This window comes from Salmonella sp. 32082101201600294FB01SM01 (assembly GCF_017572865.1).
In the GTDB taxonomy this organism is placed as follows: domain Bacteria; phylum Pseudomonadota; class Gammaproteobacteria; order Enterobacterales; family Enterobacteriaceae; genus Salmonella; species Salmonella enterica.
The window spans coordinates 1307956-1327730 of record NZ_JAGESB010000001.1 but is presented as its reverse complement, the minus strand read 5'-3'; the positions used below and the strand labels follow the sequence as shown (position 1 = coordinate 1327730).

Below are 19775 nucleotides of genomic sequence, written 5' to 3'. Positions count from 1 at the left end.
ATATGACTCCTTTATAGCGCGGTGAATTGTGACAACGTCACATCATAGTTCGCCGTCGTGAATAACGCCCGGCCAATCACCAGATGCTGTGCGCCTGCGGCGGCAAGCAGCCGTGCGGCGCGAAGTGTAATACCGCCGTCCGCCCAGCATTCCGCAGCAGGGAAATGCTCTCTGCTTTGGCTCACTTTTTCACACATCGTGGCGATAAATTGCTGCCCGCGCCCGTCGGGTTCGCTGGTCATGATCATCAGCGCATCCAGTTGCAATGCCAGATAACGATAAGGCAATAGCGGCGTTGCCGGGTTAAGCGCCAGTCCTGCTTTCGCCCCGATAGCGCGAATATCCGCCAGAATCTCCGAGGGGTTTTGCACGCTTTCGGCATGAATGAAAATCCAGCCGGGGCGAATAGCTGCAAGCCAGGGTAACCAGCGTTGCGGTGATGAGACCATCAGGTGAAATGAGAGCGGATGGCGAGTGTGTTGTGCGACTGCCTGAATGGTTTTCATACCGAAGGTAATATTGTTGATGAAACTGGTATCTTCGATATCCAGATGCAGTGAGCCGAGAGGCGCATCGTGTAAAGCGGTCAACGCCTCGGCATAGCGCAGCGGATCGGCGGAGGCCAGTGAAGGGTGCAGGATCATCGAAACCTCCATCAGCGCAATGCGGTTAATTGCGCGAAAAGCGCGGCGTCATTTGGCGCATCTTGCAGCATCGCGACGCTTTCCGGCGAGTCGAGCCACTGGCTGATGCGTTGAATGGTGCGAATATGTGCTTCGGCATCCGTGGCGCTGGCGCAAAGCAACAGCCAGATGGGATCGCAATCCGCATTGCCGAAAGCGACCGGCGTTGATAACGTAGTGACGCTGATTTGATTATGGTTGGCGCCTTGCTCCGGTCTGGCATGGGGCAGCGCAATCCCCGGCGCGATAAGATAATATGGCCCCCATTTAAGGGTGTTCTCAATAATACCGTCCAGGTAGCAGGGGGCCGCCGCGCCGAAGGTAATCAGCGGACGAACGGCGATATCCAGCGCGTGTCGCCAGTCGCTGGCATGGCGTTGCGCCTGAACCCACTTAACATCATTAATCATCGATCGTTGACTCCTTGCCGGTTCGGGTTACTCTGAAACCGATCCCCGGCGTGTCTTTTGGCGAAGGCGACGGAGATCGGCAGAAGAGTTATCGCTCTCTGCAGGGGATAAGCGTTTTGCTTATCCCCATTTTATTGTCGGATATGGCGTACTTTCTCCATAAACTTCGCCACGCGCGCCTGGTCGACAAAGTTGGCGAAGACGCCGTCTTTTTTAAACGTGGTTGCCGTTACGCATCCGTCGGCAATGCAGAGCTGCTCCTCAACGTTTTCCAGACACACCCCGGTATTCGCCAGCACGACCGTGTCGGGAACGGTCTCTTTTACCCGCTTCAGTATGGCGCTATCCGTGCGGGCACCCGCCGTCAGGCCTGAGACGCACAGGGCATCGGGGTTATTGTTAAATACGGTCGATTTCGCAATTGAACAGACATCGCGGTTTCCCAGATACACCGCCGCTTCCGGAACGATGTTAAACAGCGTTTTCACGTGGCCTGCGCCGATGCGATGCTGATGGCGAATGGTTTCGCCGACATTCGTATCCCAGACGCCAAAATCGCTGGCGTAAGCGCCGGTGAAAATTTCGCGGATAAATTTTGCGTCGGTCGCCATCGCTAAATCAAACGAGGCCACAGGGTCCCACAACACGTTTACCCCAAACGGTACGCGGATTTCACTCATTAACTGACCGATGATTCTTGCCATCGCGGTGGTCGTTTCCGGTCTGACTTTCGTTAAATAAGGCAGACTAAATTCGTTGGAGAACATCACTGCATCCACGCCGCCATTTTGTAGCGCCATTAAATCGTCATGGGCGCGGTCAATCACCCAGTTCATGCCTTTCCTGGTATCGAACCCGGGATCGCCCGGCAACGCCCGTAAATGGCACATGGCGATAACGGCTTTTTCTGTTCCTATTACCTCTTTTAGCCAACTCATTCTGGGTTGCTCCTTATTCCGGTAGTTCACGTTTACGTAAGACAAGTATGATGCTGGCGACAATGCCGACCACAATAACCACGCCAATCATGCCCAGCGACATCAATTCAGATATTGACCAGCCAAACATATTTCCCACCGACAGCGCGGTAATTTGCGCGTTTTCAGCGGCGAAACTAAAGCCGCCTTTGAGCGCCATATCGGTAAAGTACGGTGCGAACTGGGTGGCGATCAGCAAAACGGTAATCATGACAATGATGCCGCTGAGCAGAGTACGAATCAGATCGCCGCGATGAATTACCGTGGCCATGCAGATAAAAAATGGCGCGACCGGTAAATCAGCTAGCGGCAGGACTTTATTGCCCGGCAGTATGCTCGCCAGAATTAACATGATGGGAATTAACAGCAGTCCAACCGCGATGGTGGTCGGGTGGCCTAACGTCACTGCGGTATCCAGACCGATAAAGACTTCGCGCCCTTTAAAGTGTTTCTGGAAGAACTTACGCGCACCGTCGGAAATGGGCATTAATCCCTCAACGATAAGGCGAATCATGCGCGGAAACAGCACCATAATCGCCGCCACGGTAATCATTAAGGTTGCGCACCCTTTAAAGCCTTCGCCTGCGGCAAGCCCGAAGATCAGCCCGAGAACAACGCCAATAATCACCGGGTCGCCGACCATCCCATACCGTTTTTGGATCTCCTGAGCGTCAATATTGCGTCCTTTCATAAACGGTATTTTTTCGTATATCGCATCCAGCAATACGAACAACGGCACGGAACTGGAGCCATACCCTTGCGGAATAGAAATCCCTTCCAGACCCACAATGTTCTGTACTCGTTTCGCCGTCCAGTCGGCCATTTTCAACGACAAGGCGGCGTGACAAATCGCGCCCAGTACGCCATAAATCAGACTGCCGGTCATCAACTGGACGACCGTTCCGGTAATGGCGTAGTGCCAGTAGTTATAAATATCAACGTTCATGGTTTTGGTCAGACGAGTCACCAACATACCGACGTTGAGCAGAAAGATAACGGGAATGATCATAGCGCCGATGGCCGTCGCATAGCCGACGCCGGACGCGGGCCCGGCGCCGACGTCAAACACATGCAGCGTCAGGCCAAAACGCTCAATCATCACTTTAATCGGCGGACTGAGACTGTCGATCGCCATGACGATCACCAACCCCATGCCGACAAAACCGATGCCGACCGTCACCCCGGCTTTCACCGCCTGCAGCCAGGGAATACGAAAGATTAAACCGATGATAATCATAATGATGGGCACAAAGACGGTGCCGCCGAGAGACAGGATGTAATCAAACATAATGCCCCCTTTATTGTGTTAACAGCGCCTTGATTTCTTGTTTTAATGCGTCGTCGTTGATGCCTGTCAGCAGGGCGGCGCCGTTGAGCGTCGGGATGCCATAGTCACTGTGCGTACGCATGGACGTTACGATGAGATCCATACCGTTACAGTTCAACGGGATCTCATTCAGACAACATTGCGCCGTGGTTGCCGCAATGCCTTGCTCCGCAAGAAAGTCCTGCAGTTTTTGTGCAATCATGGTTGATGTCGACATGCCGGTACCACATGCCACAAGGATCTTTTTCATCATGGTCGTGCCTCTTGTGTAGCGCCTGTTTCAGGCTCAATGGGAAACTGTTCTGGCGACATATTGGCCAGCGCAGTCAGTAAACGGATACAATCAGCCAGGTCGCGCAGGCTGGCGACTTCGGCTGGCGAGTGGGTATAGCGGCAGGGAATAGAAAGACTGGCACAGGGAATACCGTCCAGTTCAACCTGAATATAGCCGGTTTCGGTGATGACGCCTGGCGCGACTTCTCGCTGTACGGGAATATTATTTTCGTGCGCGGTGGTCTCCAGCATCCGCAGCAAACGCGGCGGCGTAATCAGTCCCGCCAACGTACCGCGTCCGTGATAGTTCAGACAGGTGATGCCGACGCCGTGGTTGACCCGCACATCCGAGTAATCCTGCAGGTCAGGCGTGTCGCAGGATGGGGTGATATCAATACCAATCGCCAGGTCGGGGCGCACGCGTCGTAAAACGGGAACAATACCGCGAATATTGAACTCTTCCTGTACCGACGCGACCAGGAATACCGCGATATCGAGCGGTGTGGAGGCGAGGGCCTCGGCGACGCCCAGTAGCGCCGTACACCCCAGCCTGTCATCCAGCGCCTTACTGCATACCAGATCGTTGCCCAGACAGTGCGGCGGGTTGTAAAGGGTTACTGGCGTCCCCACCTGAATACCCATTCGTTCGGCATCCGCTTTATCTTTTGCGCCGATATCAATCCAGAGTTTATCGAGCGCGGGTGGCAGGGTGCGCTCGTCACCCTTCGCGAAGTGATATGCTTTAATACCGATACAGCCCATGATATCGCCTGAACGTCCGGCAAGCGTCACAATCGAACCGGGCATAGTAATTTGCGCCGGGCCGCCCACGCGTTCAAAACGTAAAAAACCGGAGGGTTCGATCTTGCGTACCATAAAACCCACTTCATCCATATGCGCAAAAATCATCAGGCGAAGCGCGTCGGGTTTATCGCTGCCATAACGGGCGACGACATTGCCTAAGCGATCCCGCCAAACGTCTTTGGCCTGCTGTTCAAACGCGTGCTGCATAACGTTTGCAATACTGCTTTCATGTCCTGAAATCCCGTTTAGCCGCAGTAAAGAAAAAAGCGTTTCCTGCACAGAAAAGGTCATTGGCGTCTCCGTGGTGATAAAACAATCAGTCGTTGAGCGTTTTATAGGCGGAGAATGGTTGGATAAGTGTGAAATGTGTCACGCGGAAATACGCTAAATAGGGCCAATAAAAAATAATGTGATGGCGATACAATAAAAACGCTCATATCACCTGCGGGTTATCGGTAAACCAGGCTATTTATGTGATTACGACCAACAACGAAGAAGGGCAACGCGATGGTGGAAATTATTCCTGTTAGCACGACGCTGGAACTGCAAGCGGCAGATGAAAGTCATGTTCCGGCGCTGCACCAACTGGTACTCAAAAACAAAACGTGGCTACAACAGTCGCTCGACTGGCCGCAATATGTCACGTCGCAGGAGGAAACGCGTAAGCATGTGCAGGGTAATATACTGTTGCACCAGCGTGGTTACGCCAAAATGTACCTGATTTTCTGCCAGAATGAGATGGCGGGCGTACTCTCATTTAATGCCATCGAACCGGTAAACAAAGCCGCCTATATCGGTTACTGGCTGGATGAGTCCCTCCAGGGACAAGGGATAATGTCGCAATCATTACAGGCGCTGATGACACATTATGCCCGGCGCGGCGATATTCGGCGCTTCGTCATTAAATGCCGCGTTGATAATCAGGCCAGTAATGCGGTCGCACGGCGCAACCATTTTACGCTGGAAGGCTGTATGAAACAGGCCGAGTATCTTAACGGCGACTATCACGACGTTAATATGTATGCCCGCATTATTGATACGGATTAAAGGGAACCGACTAAGGGGGTACGCGTAATACGATCCTCGCCATTGATCACTTTTGGGCCGCGCAGGTGAATAGTATTGCCGTCAAAGGCTATCACCGCCGCCCGTCCGCTAATCTCGACCTGGTGCTCAATCAGAATTTCGCCCTGTATACAGGCATGGCCTTCAATCAGCACGCGGTCGTCCAGTAAAATCGGGCCTCCGCGTACCTCTGCATGTCCGCCTACCAGCACATGATGTTTTAACACACAGTTGCCTTCGATTAACGCATGTTCCGCTACCTGCGAGCTGTAGCGAAGGGTAGGGATAGCATCTTCCTCTGTGCCTGCGATAACCCGCGCATGGCCATAGACTTTGGCGCAGTCACAGATCCAGACATTATTGTCTTTGTTGCCTTCGATGAGCGCGAAATCAAAGACCTCCGCCCGGTGCTCAATAAAAGCGTGTGTGATAGTGGCGTCGCCATAAAGCTGTACCTGATGGACAATCCGCGAATGGTTCACAGTGGCGCGATCGTAAATTTGTAAAATCTGCGCATGTTCATGCGTTAGTCCCTGAATGGCGAGAATTTCTGACTGGTTTAACACGCGGGCATCGCCATAAATCGCACACTCTCCGCGCACGGAAGAGGACTGAATGGTGACGTTGTCACTTATCCGTGCGCCATCGCTGATATCAGCGCGATCAATCCAGACGTTATCGCCTATTCGCACGTTATTGTAGAGCGTGCACGGCTGCGTGATACGCGCATTACCCGTAATTTCCGTGCCCGCAAAGGCCATCGCGTTTTCATCATAAATCCAACAATCCCCCTGTTGTGACAGCACATTATCGGCATCAACCCAGCCGCCGGAGGTTCCGGCTTTAACATCGTTAAAATCCGTTACGGCAATAACTTGTCGTAATAAGACGCTTTTCTTCTCACCGTCTACCTGATAAGTAAAAGCACGAGGTTCTTCACTCAGTCGATATTTGGTCATAGGGAAATTCCGTGTGAACGATTAAGATAACCGTAGCAAAGGTACTGGCGAAACAACCAGAAATTCCATAAAATGCATTTAAAATATACTTTATAAATTAAACAAAATGCGTAATCACAAGCAGAGCGATCGTGTGCTCAATCTGCCTGCGGGCTATTTTGGCATCGTCCTTGGCACTATCGGTATGGGATTCGCCTGGCGTTATGCCAGCCAGATATGGGCAATAAGCCACTGGCCCGGCGACATCATGGTGATCCTGGCGATGATTATTTGGGCACTCTTGACCCTGGCGTTCCTTAGCCGTCTGGTGCGCTTTCCCCATAGCGTGATGGCTGAAGTGCGACATCCGGTAATGAGCAGTTTTGTCAGCCTGTTTCCCGCCACCACGATGCTGGTCGCGATCGGCTTCGTTCCCTGGTATCGCCCGTTGGCCGTTGCGCTATTCAGCGTGGGGGTCGTCATACAACTGGCGTATGCCGCATGGCAGACGGCGGGACTTTGGCGCGGAGCGCATCCGGAAGAAGCGACAACCCCGGGGCTTTATCTGCCCACGGTAGCGAATAATTTTATCAGCGCCATGGCCTGTGGAGCGCTCGGTTACAATGATGCCGGACTGGTGTTTTTAGGCGCAGGTGTCTTTTCGTGGTTAAGTCTGGAACCGGTTATTTTGCAGCGACTGCGTAGCTGCGGCGAATTACCGGCGGTGCTGCGTACGTCGCTGGGTATCCAACTGGCACCCGCGCTGGTCGCCTGTAGCGCCTGGCTGAGCGTCAATGGCGGGGAGGGCGACACGCTGGCGAAAATGCTATTCGGCTACGGTCTGTTACAGCTTTTATTTATGCTGCGATTAATGCCCTGGTATTTATCACAACCGTTTAATGCTTCTTTCTGGAGTTTTTCGTTCGGCGTTTCCGCGCTGGCGACCACGGGGTTACATCTTGGTCACGGTAGTGAATCAGGGCTTTTCCATATTCTGGCCGTCCCGCTGTTTATTTTCACTAACGCTATTATCGCCTTATTGCTGGTTCGTACATTTCTATTGCTGGTGCAGGGGACGTTGCTTATTCGCACTGAGCGCGCTGCACTGTTGAAAACGGAGGAAAAAAATGACCGTTCGTGACGAAAATTACTTTACTGAGAAATACGGATTAACCCGCACGCATTCGGATGTGCTGGCGGCGGCAAAGGTTGTCGCGCCGGGCCGAACGCTGGATTTGGGATGCGGCAATGGCCGCAATAGTCTGTATCTGGCCGCGAACGGTTATGACGTTACCGCGTGGGATAAAAATCCGGCCAGTATGGCTAACCTTGAGCGTATTAAAGCGGCAGAAGGGCTGGATAATCTGCAAACCGACCTTGTCGATCTGAATACATTGACCTTTGACGGCGAGTACGATTTTATTCTCTCGACGGTGGTTATGATGTTTCTTGAGGCGCAAACCATTCCCGGTTTAATTGCCAATATGCAACGCTGCACAAAACCCGGCGGGTATAATTTGATTGTTGCGGCAATGGATACGCCGGATTTTCCCTGTACGGTGGGATTCCCGTTTGCTTTTAAAGAAGGCGAATTACACCGCTATTACGAAGGATGGGACATGCTGAAATACAACGAAGATGTCGGCGAGCTTCACCGCACGGACGAAAACGGCAACCGTATCAAACTGCGCTTTGCTACGATGCTGGCGAGAAAACCGGCCTGACCGATGCAAGTTCTGTAAGTCTCGCTGCGTTCGGCATTTTTTTGTCGGGCGCCGCGTTCAAATTGTGCTGTCGTTACCATTTTTAGTGCATCCAGAATGATTTCGTTTTGCTATTATTTCCTTTGCATCATTGCGAAGACTAAAGGGATCGTTTCATGCGTACTCATACTTTATTTAAAGTTGCAGTGCTTACTGGCTTGCTGGCGTTATCCGGCTGTGCGTCCAAAGTCACACAGCCGGATAAGTATTCTGGATTCTTAAAAAATTATTCGGACCTGCAGGAAACTACCTCCGCCACGGGAAAACCGGTGTTGCGCTGGGTAGATCCACATTTCAATGACTCTAACTATGACAATATTGTTTACAATCCGATAACGTACTATCCCGTCCCCAAGCCAACGACCCAGGTCGGGCAGCAAGTTCTTGATAAACTGCTGGCTTATACGAACAGTAAAGTAAAATCAGCAATTGAACAGCGCAAACCGCTGGTCACGACACCAGGGCCGCGCAGTTTGATTTTCCGCGGGGCGATTACGGGCGTGGATACCAGCAAAGAAGGGCTACAATTCTATGAGGTAATCCCTGTAGCGCTGATTGTGGCGGGCACGCAAATGGCGACGGGCCACCGAACCATGGATACCCACCTTTATTTTGAGGGTGAGCTGATAGATGCCGCGACCAACAAGCCGGTCGTCAAGGTAGTGCGCCAGGGTGAAGGTCAAGACCTGAGTAATTCCAGTACGCCAATGGCGTTTGAGACGTTGAAACAGGTCGTGGATGATATGGCGACGGATACCTCTATGTTTGACGTTAACAAAAAATAGTTCTGCGGCGCCATCGCAAGATGGCGCAAACCCCGGCAGATTAGCGGTCGCCATCAGCCAGACAACGATGGGCGGCGCGTTCTCGTTAATACAGCGTAGCCTATCCCGCCAGCGATCAACCCCCAGAATGCCGATCCGATGCCCATCAGCGTTAGCCCGCTGGCGGTGACGAGAAATGCGATAACTGCCGCGTCACGCTCATTTTCGTGAGTAAGCGCCTGATACAGGCTACCGCTAATCGTACTTAACAGTGCCAGACCAGCCAGCATTTGCACCCAGCTAACCGGCAGGGCGACCATCAGCGCGGTTATCGAACCGCCAAACCACCCGGCAAGTAAATAAAAAACGCCTGCGGCGGCGGCCGCTAACCAGCGACGCGTTGGATCGGGGTGCGCGTCCGGGCTTTGACAAATGGCGGCTGTAATGGCGGCAATGCAGATAGAATAAACGCCAAATGGCGAAAGCAGCAGCGCCAGCAATCCGGTAAAAATCATTAACGGAGAGACAGGAAGCTGATAGCCAGACGCCTTCATTGTTGCGACGCCGGGGGCGTTTTGCGATGCCATCGTCACCAGAAAGAGCGGTACCGCGACGCTCAGGCTTTGCGCGAATGAAAAGTGGGGGGGAACGAAGGTGGGCCACACCGGCGCGAAATGAATACCGCTCATCGCCACCTTACCCTGGATGAGCGCCACCGTTATTCCCATCACCATGGCAGCAATAACGGCATAGCGGGGCGCGAATACTTTAAAGAGTAGCCACGCCAATAGCATACCGCCGCACATGACAAACTCTCCGTTGAGCGTCCCGAACGCCTGCAGGCCGAAGCGTAGCAGTATTCCCGCCAGCATTGCGGCGGCAAGAGAATGGGGGATTATCCGCATCAAACGCGCAAACAATCCCGTGACGCCGCACAGCACAATCAGGGCATTGGCGACAATGAATATGCCCACCGCGTCTGGCAACGATAATCCCTGAAGCCCTGTTACCAACAGAGCGGCGCCAGGCGTTGACCAGGCGGTTAAAACCGGCGCACGATACCACAAGGTTAACGTTAGTGTGCTTATGCCCATGGCTATACCGAGGGCGGTCATCCAGCCGGCGATCTCTGCGGGTGTTGCGCCAGCGGCGAGCGCCGCCTGCCAGATAATGGCGGCGGAACTTGCATAGCCGACCAGAACGGCGACCAGACCAGATAATACAGTAGGTAACGGCAGTGATAACAGACGCATGATCGCCTCTTGTGCGTTATAACGGTCAGTCAATGTAGCATTGTGCGTTATAGCGTACAAGTGATACGCTATGGCCTTACAGGGGGGAAAAATGGATAACCTGACACACTATCTGGCGACCACGTTAAGAACGCTACGCCATCAGCGAGGCTGGAGTTTATCGCGTCTGGCGGAGATCTCCGGCGTCTCAAAAGCCATGTTGGGGCAGATAGAGCGTAATGAATCCAGCCCGACAGTCGCAACGCTGTGGAAAATTGCGACGGGCCTGAACGTTCCATTCTCAATGTTTATTTCGCCTCCGCAGGCCGAATTTCCTCCGACCTTCGATCCCCAGCAGCAAGCGATGGTAATCACACCGCTGTTTCCGTGGGATCCTGAACTCTGTTTTGACTATTTTTCCCTATTGCTGGCGCCAGGCGCGGTCAGCGAATCAACGCCGCATAAAACCGGCGTTATCGAACATGTGGTGGTGATTCAGGGTCGGCTGGACATGTGTACTGGTGGGGTATGGCAAACCATAGACGCCGGTAAAGGTTTGCGTTTTGCCGGTGATATGGCGCATACCTATCGCAACAGTAGTGACCAGACGGTTCATTTTCACTCGCTGATCCATTACCCGCGTGATTAAGCGGGAAAACTATTTCGTTAGTTTGCGCTTCTGACTACAATAGCCGCCATTTCGCTGCTATTGGATAAGAAAGACTGTATGCGCCAGCAACCTCACTATCTCGAATTGTTAAGTCCGGCCCGTGACGCCGCAATTGCTCGCGAAGCGATTTTGCATGGCGCAGATGCCGTCTACATCGGTGGACCCGGTTTTGGCGCGCGTCATAACGCCAGTAACAGTCTGCGCGATATCGCCGATCTGGTCCCGTTTGCTCACCGTTACGGCGCCCGGATTTTTGTCACGCTGAATACTATCCTGCATGATGATGAGCTGGAGCCCGCGCAGCGGTTAATCACCGATTTGTACAACACCGGGGTGGATGCGCTGATTGTGCAGGATATGGGCATTCTGGAGCTGGATATCCCGCCGATTGAGCTTCACGCCAGTACACAGTGTGATATTCGTAGTGTGGAAAAAGCGAAGTTTCTTGCCGATGTCGGTTTTTCACAGATTGTACTGGCGCGCGAGCTTAATTTGAGTCAGATAGCGGCTATTCATCAGGCTACTGACGCCACGATTGAGTTCTTCATTCATGGTGCGCTGTGTGTCGCTTATTCTGGGCAGTGTTATATCTCTCATGCGCAAACCGGGCGTAGCGCCAATCGGGGCGACTGTTCGCAAGCCTGTCGTTTACCGTATACGTTAAAAGACGATCAGGGGCGGGTGGTCTCTTACGAAAAACATTTGCTATCGATGAAAGATAACGACCAAACGGCTAACCTCGGCGCGTTGATCGATGCAGGCGTACGTTCCTTCAAGATTGAAGGGCGCTATAAAGACATGAGCTATGTCAAAAACATCACCGCGCATTATCGTCAGATGCTGGACGCGATTATCGAGCAACGTGGCGATCTGGCGCGTGCGTCGGTTGGTCGGACCGAACACTTTTTTGTTCCCTCCACGGAGAAAACCTTCCATCGCGGCAGCACCGACTATTTTGTTAACGCGCGTAAAGGTGATATTGGCGCATTTGATTCACCAAAATTTATTGGCTTGCCGGTAGGCGAGGTGCTGAATGTGGCGAAGGATTATCTCGACGTAGAAGCTACGGAGCCGTTGGCGAATGGCGATGGCCTGAACGTGTTGATTAAGCGTGAAGTGGTAGGTTTTCGCGCCAATACGGTGGAGAAAACCGGTCATAACCGCTACCGCGTTTGGCCAAATGATATGCCTGCCGACCTGAATAAAGTCCGTCCGCATCATCCGTTGAATCGTAATCTGGATCATAACTGGCAGCAAGCGCTGACAAAAACCTCCAGTGAGCGCCGTGTGGCGGTTGATATCATGCTGGGCGGCTGGCAGGAACAGCTTATTCTGACGCTGACCAGTGAAGACGGTGTCTGCATCACGCATACGCTTGACGGGGTATTTGAGGAAGCCAATAACTCTGAAAAAGCGTTGAATAACCTAAAAGCCGGACTGGCGAAGCTGGGACAGACGCCTTACTACGCGCGTGATATGCAGGTGACATTACCGGCGGCGTTGTTCGTGCCAAATAGCCTGCTCAATCAGTTCCGTCGGGAGGCGATTGATATGCTTGACGCGGCGCGGCTGGCCCACTATCAACGAGGTCGTCGGAAACCCGTGGCGCAGCCTGCGCCGGTCTATCCGCAAACGCATCTCAGCTTTCTCGCTAATGTCTACAACCACAAAGCGCGGGAATTTTATCACCGTTACGGCGTACAATTGATTGATGCGGCCTATGAGGCGCATCAGGAGAAGGGCGAGGTACCGGTCATGATCACCAAACACTGCCTGCGTTTTGCGTTCAACCTTTGTCCTAAGCAGGCGAAAGGAAATATTAAGAGCTGGAAAGCCACGCCGATGCAGTTGGTGCATGGCGATGAAGTACTGACGCTAAAATTCGACTGCCGCCCTTGCGAAATGCATGTCATTGGCAAAATTAAAAACCACATCTTAAAAATGCCCCAGCCCGGCAGCGTTGTCGCTTCAGTGAGCCCTGAAGCGCTAATGAAAACGCTGCCGAAGCGTAGGGGCGTTTAATTAACGAAAATAGCTCTCTGGTTTGCGCGATTTCTGCCAGTTGTGGTGCTCGCGCAAGCCTTCCGCGGATTCTTCCGCTGCCGCCCGTAATTCATCACTGTCGGCTTCGTGTCTAAGCTGGTGCCCTCCCGTCGCAAACCATACGAATGCGTGGTCTTGCTGTTTCGCCAGTAACTGGCCTGAAAACAGCGCACAGGTCAGTAAAACTACTGATAACGTTTTTGTAAGCATCATGCCACCTTCCAGTTACGTCGTGAGGCTATGATGCCAATAATTTCTTTGAGTTATTATTCAACACTTCAAATTAGCGAAAACGGTTTGTCAATAAGTGCGATAAGTTGTATGAGAAAATATACTTATACTCAGTATCTCAATTATAAAAATAACGAGCCAATTCGTTCCATGCGAAATTCATTATTTCCTGGAAGTATATTTTAAAGGTATTGTATTAGATGGTTTTGGTATTGCCAGGGGATTGTAAGCCATACTATTTATGGTGTGGTCAACTCTGGTGATGAGCCTCATTTTTTGTTGTTTCAACGAGTGAAGATAAATCTTCAGAAAAAAGGCTGTTATGAACTTGTAACGCTACATATTCAACAAGGTCGTTTAAACATAGCAGGCCATGAGAGGAACTTTCCTCAAGCATATTCATTAATATCTCATTCTTAAACAAACATGAATAAACTAGTTGAGTAACTGAGCTTTGTGTATGATTTGCATGAAATGTTGCATTCTTTAAGTTAGTATTCTCAATAACCTTTGCGGCTATTTTGTTTTTAATAGCGTCGTCAATAGGTGGTACACCTGCCTGGGCGATGCCCAGATTAATCCTGGAGGAGATGGCGGCTTTTCTTTCCTGTTCCTTCCAGTCACATAAATTACCCTTTTCTGCCATGTCGATAAGCGTCTCTTTTATATTTTTTAGGTCAACGGAAAATGTTATACCGCCGGATAGCGAGAGTAGTAACCGCTCAGGGAACAAGCAACATAGTGGTTCACAAACATAAGTGCTAGCTTTTATATTAATATCAGAATATCTTTTCAGGTGGGCAGACTGAGTATCAACACAGAGTACTGTTCTATTCATTATCTCATAATAGTAGTGATCCTGACGTATCACAATGCATAACGGAATATCTTCGTCATCTTTAATGCAGAGATTTGTATATTGATACTCAGCATCTTTATAGTGCTGAAAATGGAAATTTCCTCTGCATGATGGTGATGATAATTCATATAACTTGCAAAATAAATCAAATAAACGTTGCGCATCAGGCGGAGAGGCAACATCACATAATTCATTTATATATTGATCGGCAGCGGATCTTTGCGTGCTACAGAAAAAATCTTTAATCTTTTCCCATAGTAACGTAAAGAAGGAACGTTGAGAGATGGCACTTTGAGAAAACATCTCACTCTTTAAAAACCCTCTCCCGATAGTAATTGGCATAATTTAGACCACAAGTGAGTATATAATACTTCATTACTGGAATAGGTGGTATTCAAAATATTATCCCATGTTGCCCATCGGTTTGCCTATCGGTGAAACACCTGATTTTTGCTTTGTCCTGAACGTTCAAATTGACCCGTAGTTTTAGTCATGCCCACGCCTCCTGGACATGAAGTATGTCAGGTAAAACGAATGAAACTAAAACGGTTTTCTTAATTTTCACATCATCATGTACCATGAGTAATGATTAATTACGCGCTATATTATTTTTAGAGAAAGTAAATAGTTGCTCAACCGTGTAGAAATTGTCTTATAAGAAATTAAACTAAAAGTATTATTAGGCTAACAACAATGAGATATTTAGCGGCAGGGCAGAAGGCCAATACTGATAGCACTTATGATATAAATACCTTACTCTTTAGTTTTTGTCTTAATTATATTTGTTGTAACGATTAGCTGACGGGTTTATTTCCAGTTGGGTGATAAGACTATAAAAACCTGCGAGGAGGCTCAAAATGAAGAAATCAGATGGTGAAATTCACGAAAAGACAGCATCCTGGGGCATTTTGCAGTCAGAATGGCTAAAAAAATGTGGACGGCTATTATTGCTGTTACTTTACCGCTTCGTTATCGGATGGGCTTTTTTTCAGTTACTCGCCATGATTGTGGCAGGGATATTTTTGTTAGGCATCTTATTATTTCATCCCATAATATTTGTACAGACTATCGCAATTACTGAGAAGTTAAATCATGCTTCGCTTGATTTATGGCATATCCTTAAGTTATGTCTATGGCATTACGGTATCATCGCAGGGTTTATTTTTATGGCGGAGTGTACGTTAAGTAAAAGTATACGGCAGGTTCAGCGCTTGTCCAAAAAGTTTGGGGCGCAGGATTTTTCTTCACGCCCGTGATCCGCCGCTGCAACCTGCGTTCTTACTGAATAATGACTATGACCAGCAGACCGAATCATCTCGGTTCGAAGGGGATTCTATGTGTTTGAACAACTGCGGTGAATCGTAATTTCAGATGCATTATCGCCGACAATTGACGCGTTCCTCACTAATTGCCTTCCTGACTATATAGTGGTCTTATCTTTGGCGAAACAATCTTATTTAGTTATGGAAGGCGACAACAACTGTACTACTGCTTATCAAATAACCTTTCTGGTCAGGTAGACTCGTCTTCGTCAAAACACATCGTTATCTGTGCTCCTGGGGACTCACTCCCTTGCCGCCTTTAAGCAACTCGAATTATTTTGCGTATAGAACAGGCGGCGTCATGGTCATATAAGCAAAATATAACCTCTCCGTTTGTAATAAGGCACAGATTACAGGGGGGAATGATGTTTATTTTAACCATCTGTTTAAGCGCTGTCCGCTAATCTGTACCTGCTCAAATACATAATCACCCCTGTGACTCTCGCGAGGTGTAACATATGGTAAAATGCGTATCTTCTTTCCTCCTGTTCAGCCTGTTTTCCATTCAGGCAATGTCAGCTGAAAACCATATTGATCTCCACCAGCCAAAAGACTTTGTCGATATTACTACGGTCGCCCCCGACGTACAGGTAGACATGCGATACTTCACTTCCCATAACTTTATTGGTCGCCCAATTAAAGGCTATAACGCGCCTGTTTGCCTGTTAACACGACCAGCCGCGAACGCAGTGAAGCAGGTCGCCGATCGTTTACGTCCCTTCGGACTTACCTTGAAAATATATGATTGCTACCGTCCGCAAAGCGCAGTGGACGACTTTATCGCGTGGGCCAAAGATCCTTCTCAAAACCAAATGAAAAACGAATTTTATCCGCAAGTAGAGAAAAAGCGTCTGTTTGAGGAAGGTTATCTTGCCGCCAGATCCGGCCACAGTCGGGGAAGTACGCTTGATCTAACAATTGTTCCACTCGACAGTAAAATACCGATATACCATCCCGGACGACCACTGGTGAATTGTACTGCGTCCGCGGCGCAACGCTCGCCAGATAATAGTTTGGATTTTGGTACCGGCTTTGACTGTTTTAGTCCGTTATCCCATCCCGATAATGTCATGCTTACCGCTCAGCAACTCGCAAATAGGTTGTTATTACAAACGTTGATGCGTGATGCGGGCTTTACGCCACTGGATACCGAATGGTGGCACTTCTCCCTTACTCATGAACCATACCCGAACACCTGGTTTGACTTTCCCGTTAAGCAGAGACCCTGAAACGGCGTTTTGTTGCGAAATCTAATCATTACGCCTGTTGGAAAGCACCATAACAGTTAGCAAATCATTGTTAATTTTAACAACTGATATACACTGCGGTTGCCACCTGCAAGCAGCGCTCAATGAGAACGAATAATGAAAAAATATCAACGTCTGGCGGAGCAAATTAGAGAACAAATCGCCTCTGGCGTTTGGCAGCCCGGCGATCGATTACCCTCGCTGAGGGAGCAGGTCGCCAGTAGCGGCATGAGTTTTATGACTGTCGGTCATGCGTACCAGTTGCTGGAAAGTCAGGGACGGATTATCGCCCGTCCGCAATCCGGTTATTATGTCGCGCCGCATCCGGTTTGTCGGTCAGTCGCGACGGCAGCGCACGTTATTCGGGATGAAGCCGTAGATATCAATACCTATATTTTTGAGATGCTGCAGGCCAGTCGTGATACCTCAGTGGTGCCCTTTGCTTCAGCGTTTCCCGATCCGCGCCTGTTTCCCTTGCCGCAATTGAACCGCTCTCTGGCGCAGGTCAGTAAAACCGCGACGGCAATGAGCGTCATCGAAAACTTGCCACCAGGTAATGCAGAATTGCGCTATGCGATAGCACGCCGTTACGCGCAGCAGGGGATTACCGTTTCTCCTGACGAGATTGTCATTACCGCCGGCGCGCTGGAAGCGTTGAATCTTAGTTTACAGGCGGTGACGGCGCCGGGAGACTGGGTGGTGGTGGAGAACCCCTGTTTCTACGGTGCGCTACAGGCCCTGGAGCGATTGCGCCTGAAAGCGTTGTCGATACCCACCGATGTTAAAGAAGGTATCGATCTTATGGCGCTGGAACAGGCGTTACAGGAATATCCGGTGAAAGCGTGCTGGTTAATGACCAACAGCCAGAATCCGTTAGGGTTCACGCTGAGTGCTGAGAAAAAAGCGCGGCTGGTTGCGTTACTCACGCACCATAACGTGACGCTAATTGAAGACGATGTTTATAGCGAACTCTACTTTGGCCGCGAGAAACCTCTGCCTGCCAAAGCATGGGATCGCGACGATACCGTGTTGCATTGTTCATCTTTTTCCAAATGTCTGGTTCCCGGTTTTCGCATTGGCTGGGTTGCGGGAGGAAGCCATGCCAGACAAATTCAGCGTTTGCAGTTAATGAGCACATTATCCACCAGTTCCCCCATGCAATTGGCGTTAGTGGATTATCTCTCGACACGTCGATATGACGCGCATCTGCGCCGATTGCGAAGGCAGCTTGCCGAACGTAAACAGCAAGCCTGGCAAACCCTTTTGCGCCATCTCCCGGCGGAAGTAAAAATTCACCATAACGATAGCGGTTATTTTCTTTGGCTGGAGCTACCTGAGCAGCTTGATGCCGGTGAACTTAGCGCCAAAGCGCTTGAACACCTTATCAGTATCGCGCCGGGGAAAATGTTTTCAACGTCCGGCGCCTGGACGCGTTTCTTTCGTTTTAACACCGCATGGCATTGGGGAGAACGGGAAGAACAGGCCGTAAAACAGCTTGGCAGCCTGATTCGCGAGATGCTGAGCGCTAAAAGCCTTGTGTGAGGTGGAATGCGTGTCAGCTCACAACCTGACTAAATTTCCCGAGTGTGCCGGGTGAGCATCTGGCGCGCCGTCTATTTTTAGGAAAGCGGCGGCCCGTTCGCCGGAAATCGATTAATGACGATATGGGAAAATGCTATGCAATATCAATTACTGATTAATGGCGTGCTGGTGGACGGCGAGGGAGAAAGGCAGTCTGTTTATAACCCGGCGACAGGCGAGGTCATACTTGAGATTGCGGAAGCGTCGCCCGCGCAGGTTGACGCCGCAGTGCTGGCCGCCGATAGCGCGTTTGCCGAATGGGGGCAGACCACACCCAAAGCACGGGCGGAATGTCTGTTAAAACTGGCGGACAGCATCGAGCAAAACGCCCTTGAGTTCGCCCGGCTTGAATCGCACAACTGCGGTAAGCCTTTGCACTGCGTAATTAATGATGAAATTCCGGCAATCGTGGATGTCTTTCGCTTTTTTGCTGGCGCGGCCCGTTGTTTGAGTGGGCTGGCGGCGGGCGAATATCTGGAAGGGCATACGTCGATGATCCGCCGGGATCCGATTGGCGTGGTTGCCTCTATCGCGCCGTGGAATTATCCGCTCATGATGGCGGCCTGGAAGCTGGCGCCAGCGCTGGCGGCAGGTAACTGCGTGGTGATTAAGCCTTCTGAAATCACGCCGCTGACGGCGCTTAAACTTGCCGCGCTGGCGAAGGATATCTTTCCGCCGGGGGTGCTCAATGTCCTGTTCGGACGAGGGCAAACTGTTGGCGATGTATTGACCGGCCATGAAAAAGTACGCATGGTCTCTTTAACCGGTTCTATCGCGACCGGGGAGCATATTCTGCGCCATACTGCGCCAGCGATAAAACGTACGCATATGGAACTCGGTGGTAAAGCCCCGGTAATTGTTTTTGATGACGCCGATCTGGATGCGGTGGCGCAGGGCGTCCGGACTTTTGGTTTCTATAATGCCGGACAGGATTGTACTGCGGCGTGCCGTATATACGCGCAGCGCGGTATCTATGATGCGCTGGTCGAAAAGCTAGGGAACGCGGTGAGCAGCCTGAAAATAGGCGCGCCGGAGGATGAGTCGACAGAGCTGGGGCCGTTAAGTTCGCTGGCGCACCTGAAGCGCGTCACAGCGGCTGTAGAGGAGGCGAAGGCCCTCAGCCATATCCGTGTGATTACTGGCGGAAGTCAAACGGAAGGTAAAGGTTACTATTTCGCTCCGACGTTGCTGGCAGACGCAAAACAGGAAGATGCCATCGTGCAACGCGAGGTCTTCGGCCCGGTGGTCAGTATAACCGTCTTTGATGATGAAGATCAGGTTCTGAGGTGGGCCAACGATTCTCGCTATGGTCTGGCATCCTCCGTCTGGACTCAGGACGTCGGGCGGGCGCACCGGCTTAGCGCCAGATTGCAGTATGGCTGTACCTGGATTAATACCCATTTCATGTTGGTTAGCGAGATGCCGCATGGAGGGCAAAAACAGTCGGGATACGGCAAAGATATGTCATTGTATGGTCTGGAAGACTACACTCTTGTCCGCCACATCATGGTTAAGCATTAAGGATCATTTACTGTTCAGAAAAATCATGAAAAAATAGGCGCATGTTGGCGGAGAGGGGGACCTCC

General features: G+C 50.8%; 20 protein-coding genes and 1 pseudogene. 11 read left to right on the top strand and 10 right to left on the bottom strand.

The genetic code is table 11. The features are described from left to right. Nucleotides 1–11 precede the first annotated feature (11 nt). The 6 genes from J4645_RS06440 to J4645_RS06415 all read right to left on the bottom strand — a co-directional run bounded on the left by J4645_RS06440 (nt 12) and on the right by J4645_RS06415 (nt 4765). The gene (locus J4645_RS06440) at nt 12–644 is read right to left on the bottom strand and encodes a ribulose-phosphate 3 epimerase family protein (RefSeq protein WP_000600604.1); all 633 of its coding nucleotides are present in this window, start codon (nt 642–644) and stop codon (nt 12–14) included. A gap of 11 nt (nt 645–655) precedes the next feature. Next, nucleotides 656–1093: an SgcA family PTS sugar transporter subunit IIA gene (sgcA, locus tag J4645_RS06435; RefSeq protein WP_000606458.1), complete on the bottom strand. Its 438-nt coding sequence runs from the start codon at nt 1091–1093 to the stop codon at nt 656–658. A 131-nt stretch (nt 1094–1224) separates the two neighbouring features. Beyond that, nucleotides 1225–2031 (bottom strand): BtpA family protein SgcQ, encoded by an 807-nt coding sequence (gene sgcQ / locus J4645_RS06430; protein WP_000118619.1) that lies wholly within the window; start codon nt 2029–2031, stop codon nt 1225–1227. Between the two features lie 13 nt (nt 2032–2044). Continuing rightward, the gene (gene sgcC / locus J4645_RS06425; protein ID WP_000460835.1) at nt 2045–3358 is read right to left on the bottom strand and encodes a PTS sugar transporter subunit IIC SgcC; all 1314 of its coding nucleotides are present in this window, start codon (nt 3356–3358) and stop codon (nt 2045–2047) included. 10 nt (nt 3359–3368) lie between these two features. Beyond that, entirely contained in the window at nt 3369–3650 is a 282-nt protein-coding gene (sgcB, locus tag J4645_RS06420) for a PTS sugar transporter subunit IIB SgcB (protein WP_000976132.1), read from the bottom strand. Beyond that, nucleotides 3647–4765 carry a M42 family metallopeptidase gene (locus J4645_RS06415; protein WP_001656036.1) on the bottom strand — a complete coding sequence of 373 codons (1119 nt, stop codon included), beginning with the start codon at nt 4763–4765 and terminating at the stop codon, nt 3647–3649. Before J4645_RS06415 ends, sgcB begins: the two co-directional genes overlap by 4 nt. A gap of 216 nt (nt 4766–4981) precedes the next feature. Between J4645_RS06415 and rimL the strand changes: the two genes are divergently transcribed. After that, nucleotides 4982–5521, top strand: coding sequence for a 50S ribosomal protein L7/L12-serine acetyltransferase (gene rimL, locus J4645_RS06410; protein WP_023207792.1), 540 nt, complete (start codon nt 4982–4984; stop codon nt 5519–5521). Here the strand turns inward: rimL and ydcK are convergent. Next, a complete protein-coding gene (gene ydcK / locus J4645_RS06405) occupies nt 5518–6498 on the bottom strand; it encodes a YdcK family protein (RefSeq protein WP_001527770.1) in 981 nt (326 codons plus the stop codon). The genes rimL and ydcK overlap by 4 nt on opposite strands. A 106-nt stretch (nt 6499–6604) precedes the next feature. Here ydcK and tehA point away from each other — a divergent pair, with 106 nt between their 5' ends. The 3 genes from tehA (at nt 6605) to J4645_RS06390 (ending at nt 9025) form a co-directional block, all read left to right on the top strand. Continuing rightward, a complete protein-coding gene (tehA, locus tag J4645_RS06400; protein ID WP_001243996.1) occupies nt 6605–7618 on the top strand; it encodes a dicarboxylate transporter/tellurite-resistance protein TehA in 1014 nt (337 codons plus the stop codon). Continuing rightward, nucleotides 7605–8201: a tellurite resistance methyltransferase TehB gene (gene tehB / locus J4645_RS06395; RefSeq protein WP_000218278.1), complete on the top strand. Its 597-nt coding sequence runs from the start codon at nt 7605–7607 to the stop codon at nt 8199–8201. The genes tehA and tehB overlap by 14 nt, the downstream gene beginning before the upstream one ends. Nucleotides 8202–8356: 155 nt before the next feature. Then, complete coding sequence (locus tag J4645_RS06390) at nt 8357–9025, top strand: DUF3313 domain-containing protein (protein WP_001259021.1); 669 nt, start codon at nt 8357–8359, stop codon at nt 9023–9025. 53 nt (nt 9026–9078) lie between these two features. Here the strand turns inward: J4645_RS06390 and J4645_RS06385 are convergent, their stop codons facing one another. Beyond that, nucleotides 9079–10257: a benzoate/H(+) symporter BenE family transporter gene (locus J4645_RS06385; RefSeq protein ID WP_001238500.1), complete on the bottom strand. Its 1179-nt coding sequence runs from the start codon at nt 10255–10257 to the stop codon at nt 9079–9081. A gap of 91 nt (nt 10258–10348) precedes the next feature. On the opposite strand from J4645_RS06385, the gene J4645_RS06380 reads away from it, so the two are divergent. Both J4645_RS06380 and J4645_RS06375 read left to right on the top strand, forming a co-directional pair. Continuing rightward, on the top strand, nt 10349–10885 hold the full coding sequence (locus J4645_RS06380) for an XRE family transcriptional regulator (RefSeq protein WP_000369550.1): 537 nt from the start codon (nt 10349–10351) through the stop codon (nt 10883–10885). Between the two features lie 78 nt (nt 10886–10963). Next, complete coding sequence (locus tag J4645_RS06375) at nt 10964–12928, top strand: U32 family peptidase (RefSeq protein WP_023214598.1); 1965 nt, start codon at nt 10964–10966, stop codon at nt 12926–12928. On the opposite strand, the gene J4645_RS06370 is transcribed toward J4645_RS06375, so the two are convergent. Beyond that, nucleotides 12929–13159 carry a DUF2554 family protein gene (locus J4645_RS06370; RefSeq protein ID WP_000956438.1) on the bottom strand — a complete coding sequence of 77 codons (231 nt, stop codon included), beginning with the start codon at nt 13157–13159 and terminating at the stop codon, nt 12929–12931. It lies immediately after the preceding gene. 271 nt (nt 13160–13430) lie between these two features. Continuing rightward, nucleotides 13431–14381, bottom strand: a complete 951-nt coding sequence (gene sifB / locus J4645_RS06365) for an SPI-2 type III secretion system effector SifB (RefSeq protein ID WP_023214599.1) — start codon at nt 14379–14381, stop codon at nt 13431–13433. Between the two features lie 515 nt (nt 14382–14896). Here sifB and J4645_RS06360 point away from each other — a divergent pair. The 5 genes and pseudogenes from J4645_RS06360 to patD all read left to right on the top strand — a co-directional run bounded on the left by J4645_RS06360 (nt 14897) and on the right by patD (nt 19710). Continuing rightward, complete coding sequence (locus tag J4645_RS06360) at nt 14897–15295, top strand: hypothetical protein (protein ID WP_023214600.1); 399 nt, start codon at nt 14897–14899, stop codon at nt 15293–15295. A 32-nt stretch (nt 15296–15327) separates the two neighbouring features. After that, nucleotides 15328–15559 (top strand): annotated as a pseudogene (locus tag J4645_RS06355) (hypothetical protein). 260 nt (nt 15560–15819) lie between these two features. After that, nucleotides 15820–16590 (top strand): M15 family metallopeptidase, encoded by a 771-nt coding sequence (locus J4645_RS06350; protein WP_023214601.1) that lies wholly within the window; start codon nt 15820–15822, stop codon nt 16588–16590. A gap of 135 nt (nt 16591–16725) precedes the next feature. Continuing rightward, a complete protein-coding gene (ycdR, locus tag J4645_RS06345; protein ID WP_000760692.1) occupies nt 16726–18150 on the top strand; it encodes a GntR family transcriptional regulator YdcR in 1425 nt (474 codons plus the stop codon). Between the two features lie 114 nt (nt 18151–18264). Next, nucleotides 18265–19710 (top strand): aminobutyraldehyde dehydrogenase, encoded by a 1446-nt coding sequence (gene patD / locus J4645_RS06340; protein WP_024145724.1) that lies wholly within the window; start codon nt 18265–18267, stop codon nt 19708–19710. The last annotated feature ends 65 nt before the right edge of the window (nt 19711–19775 follow it).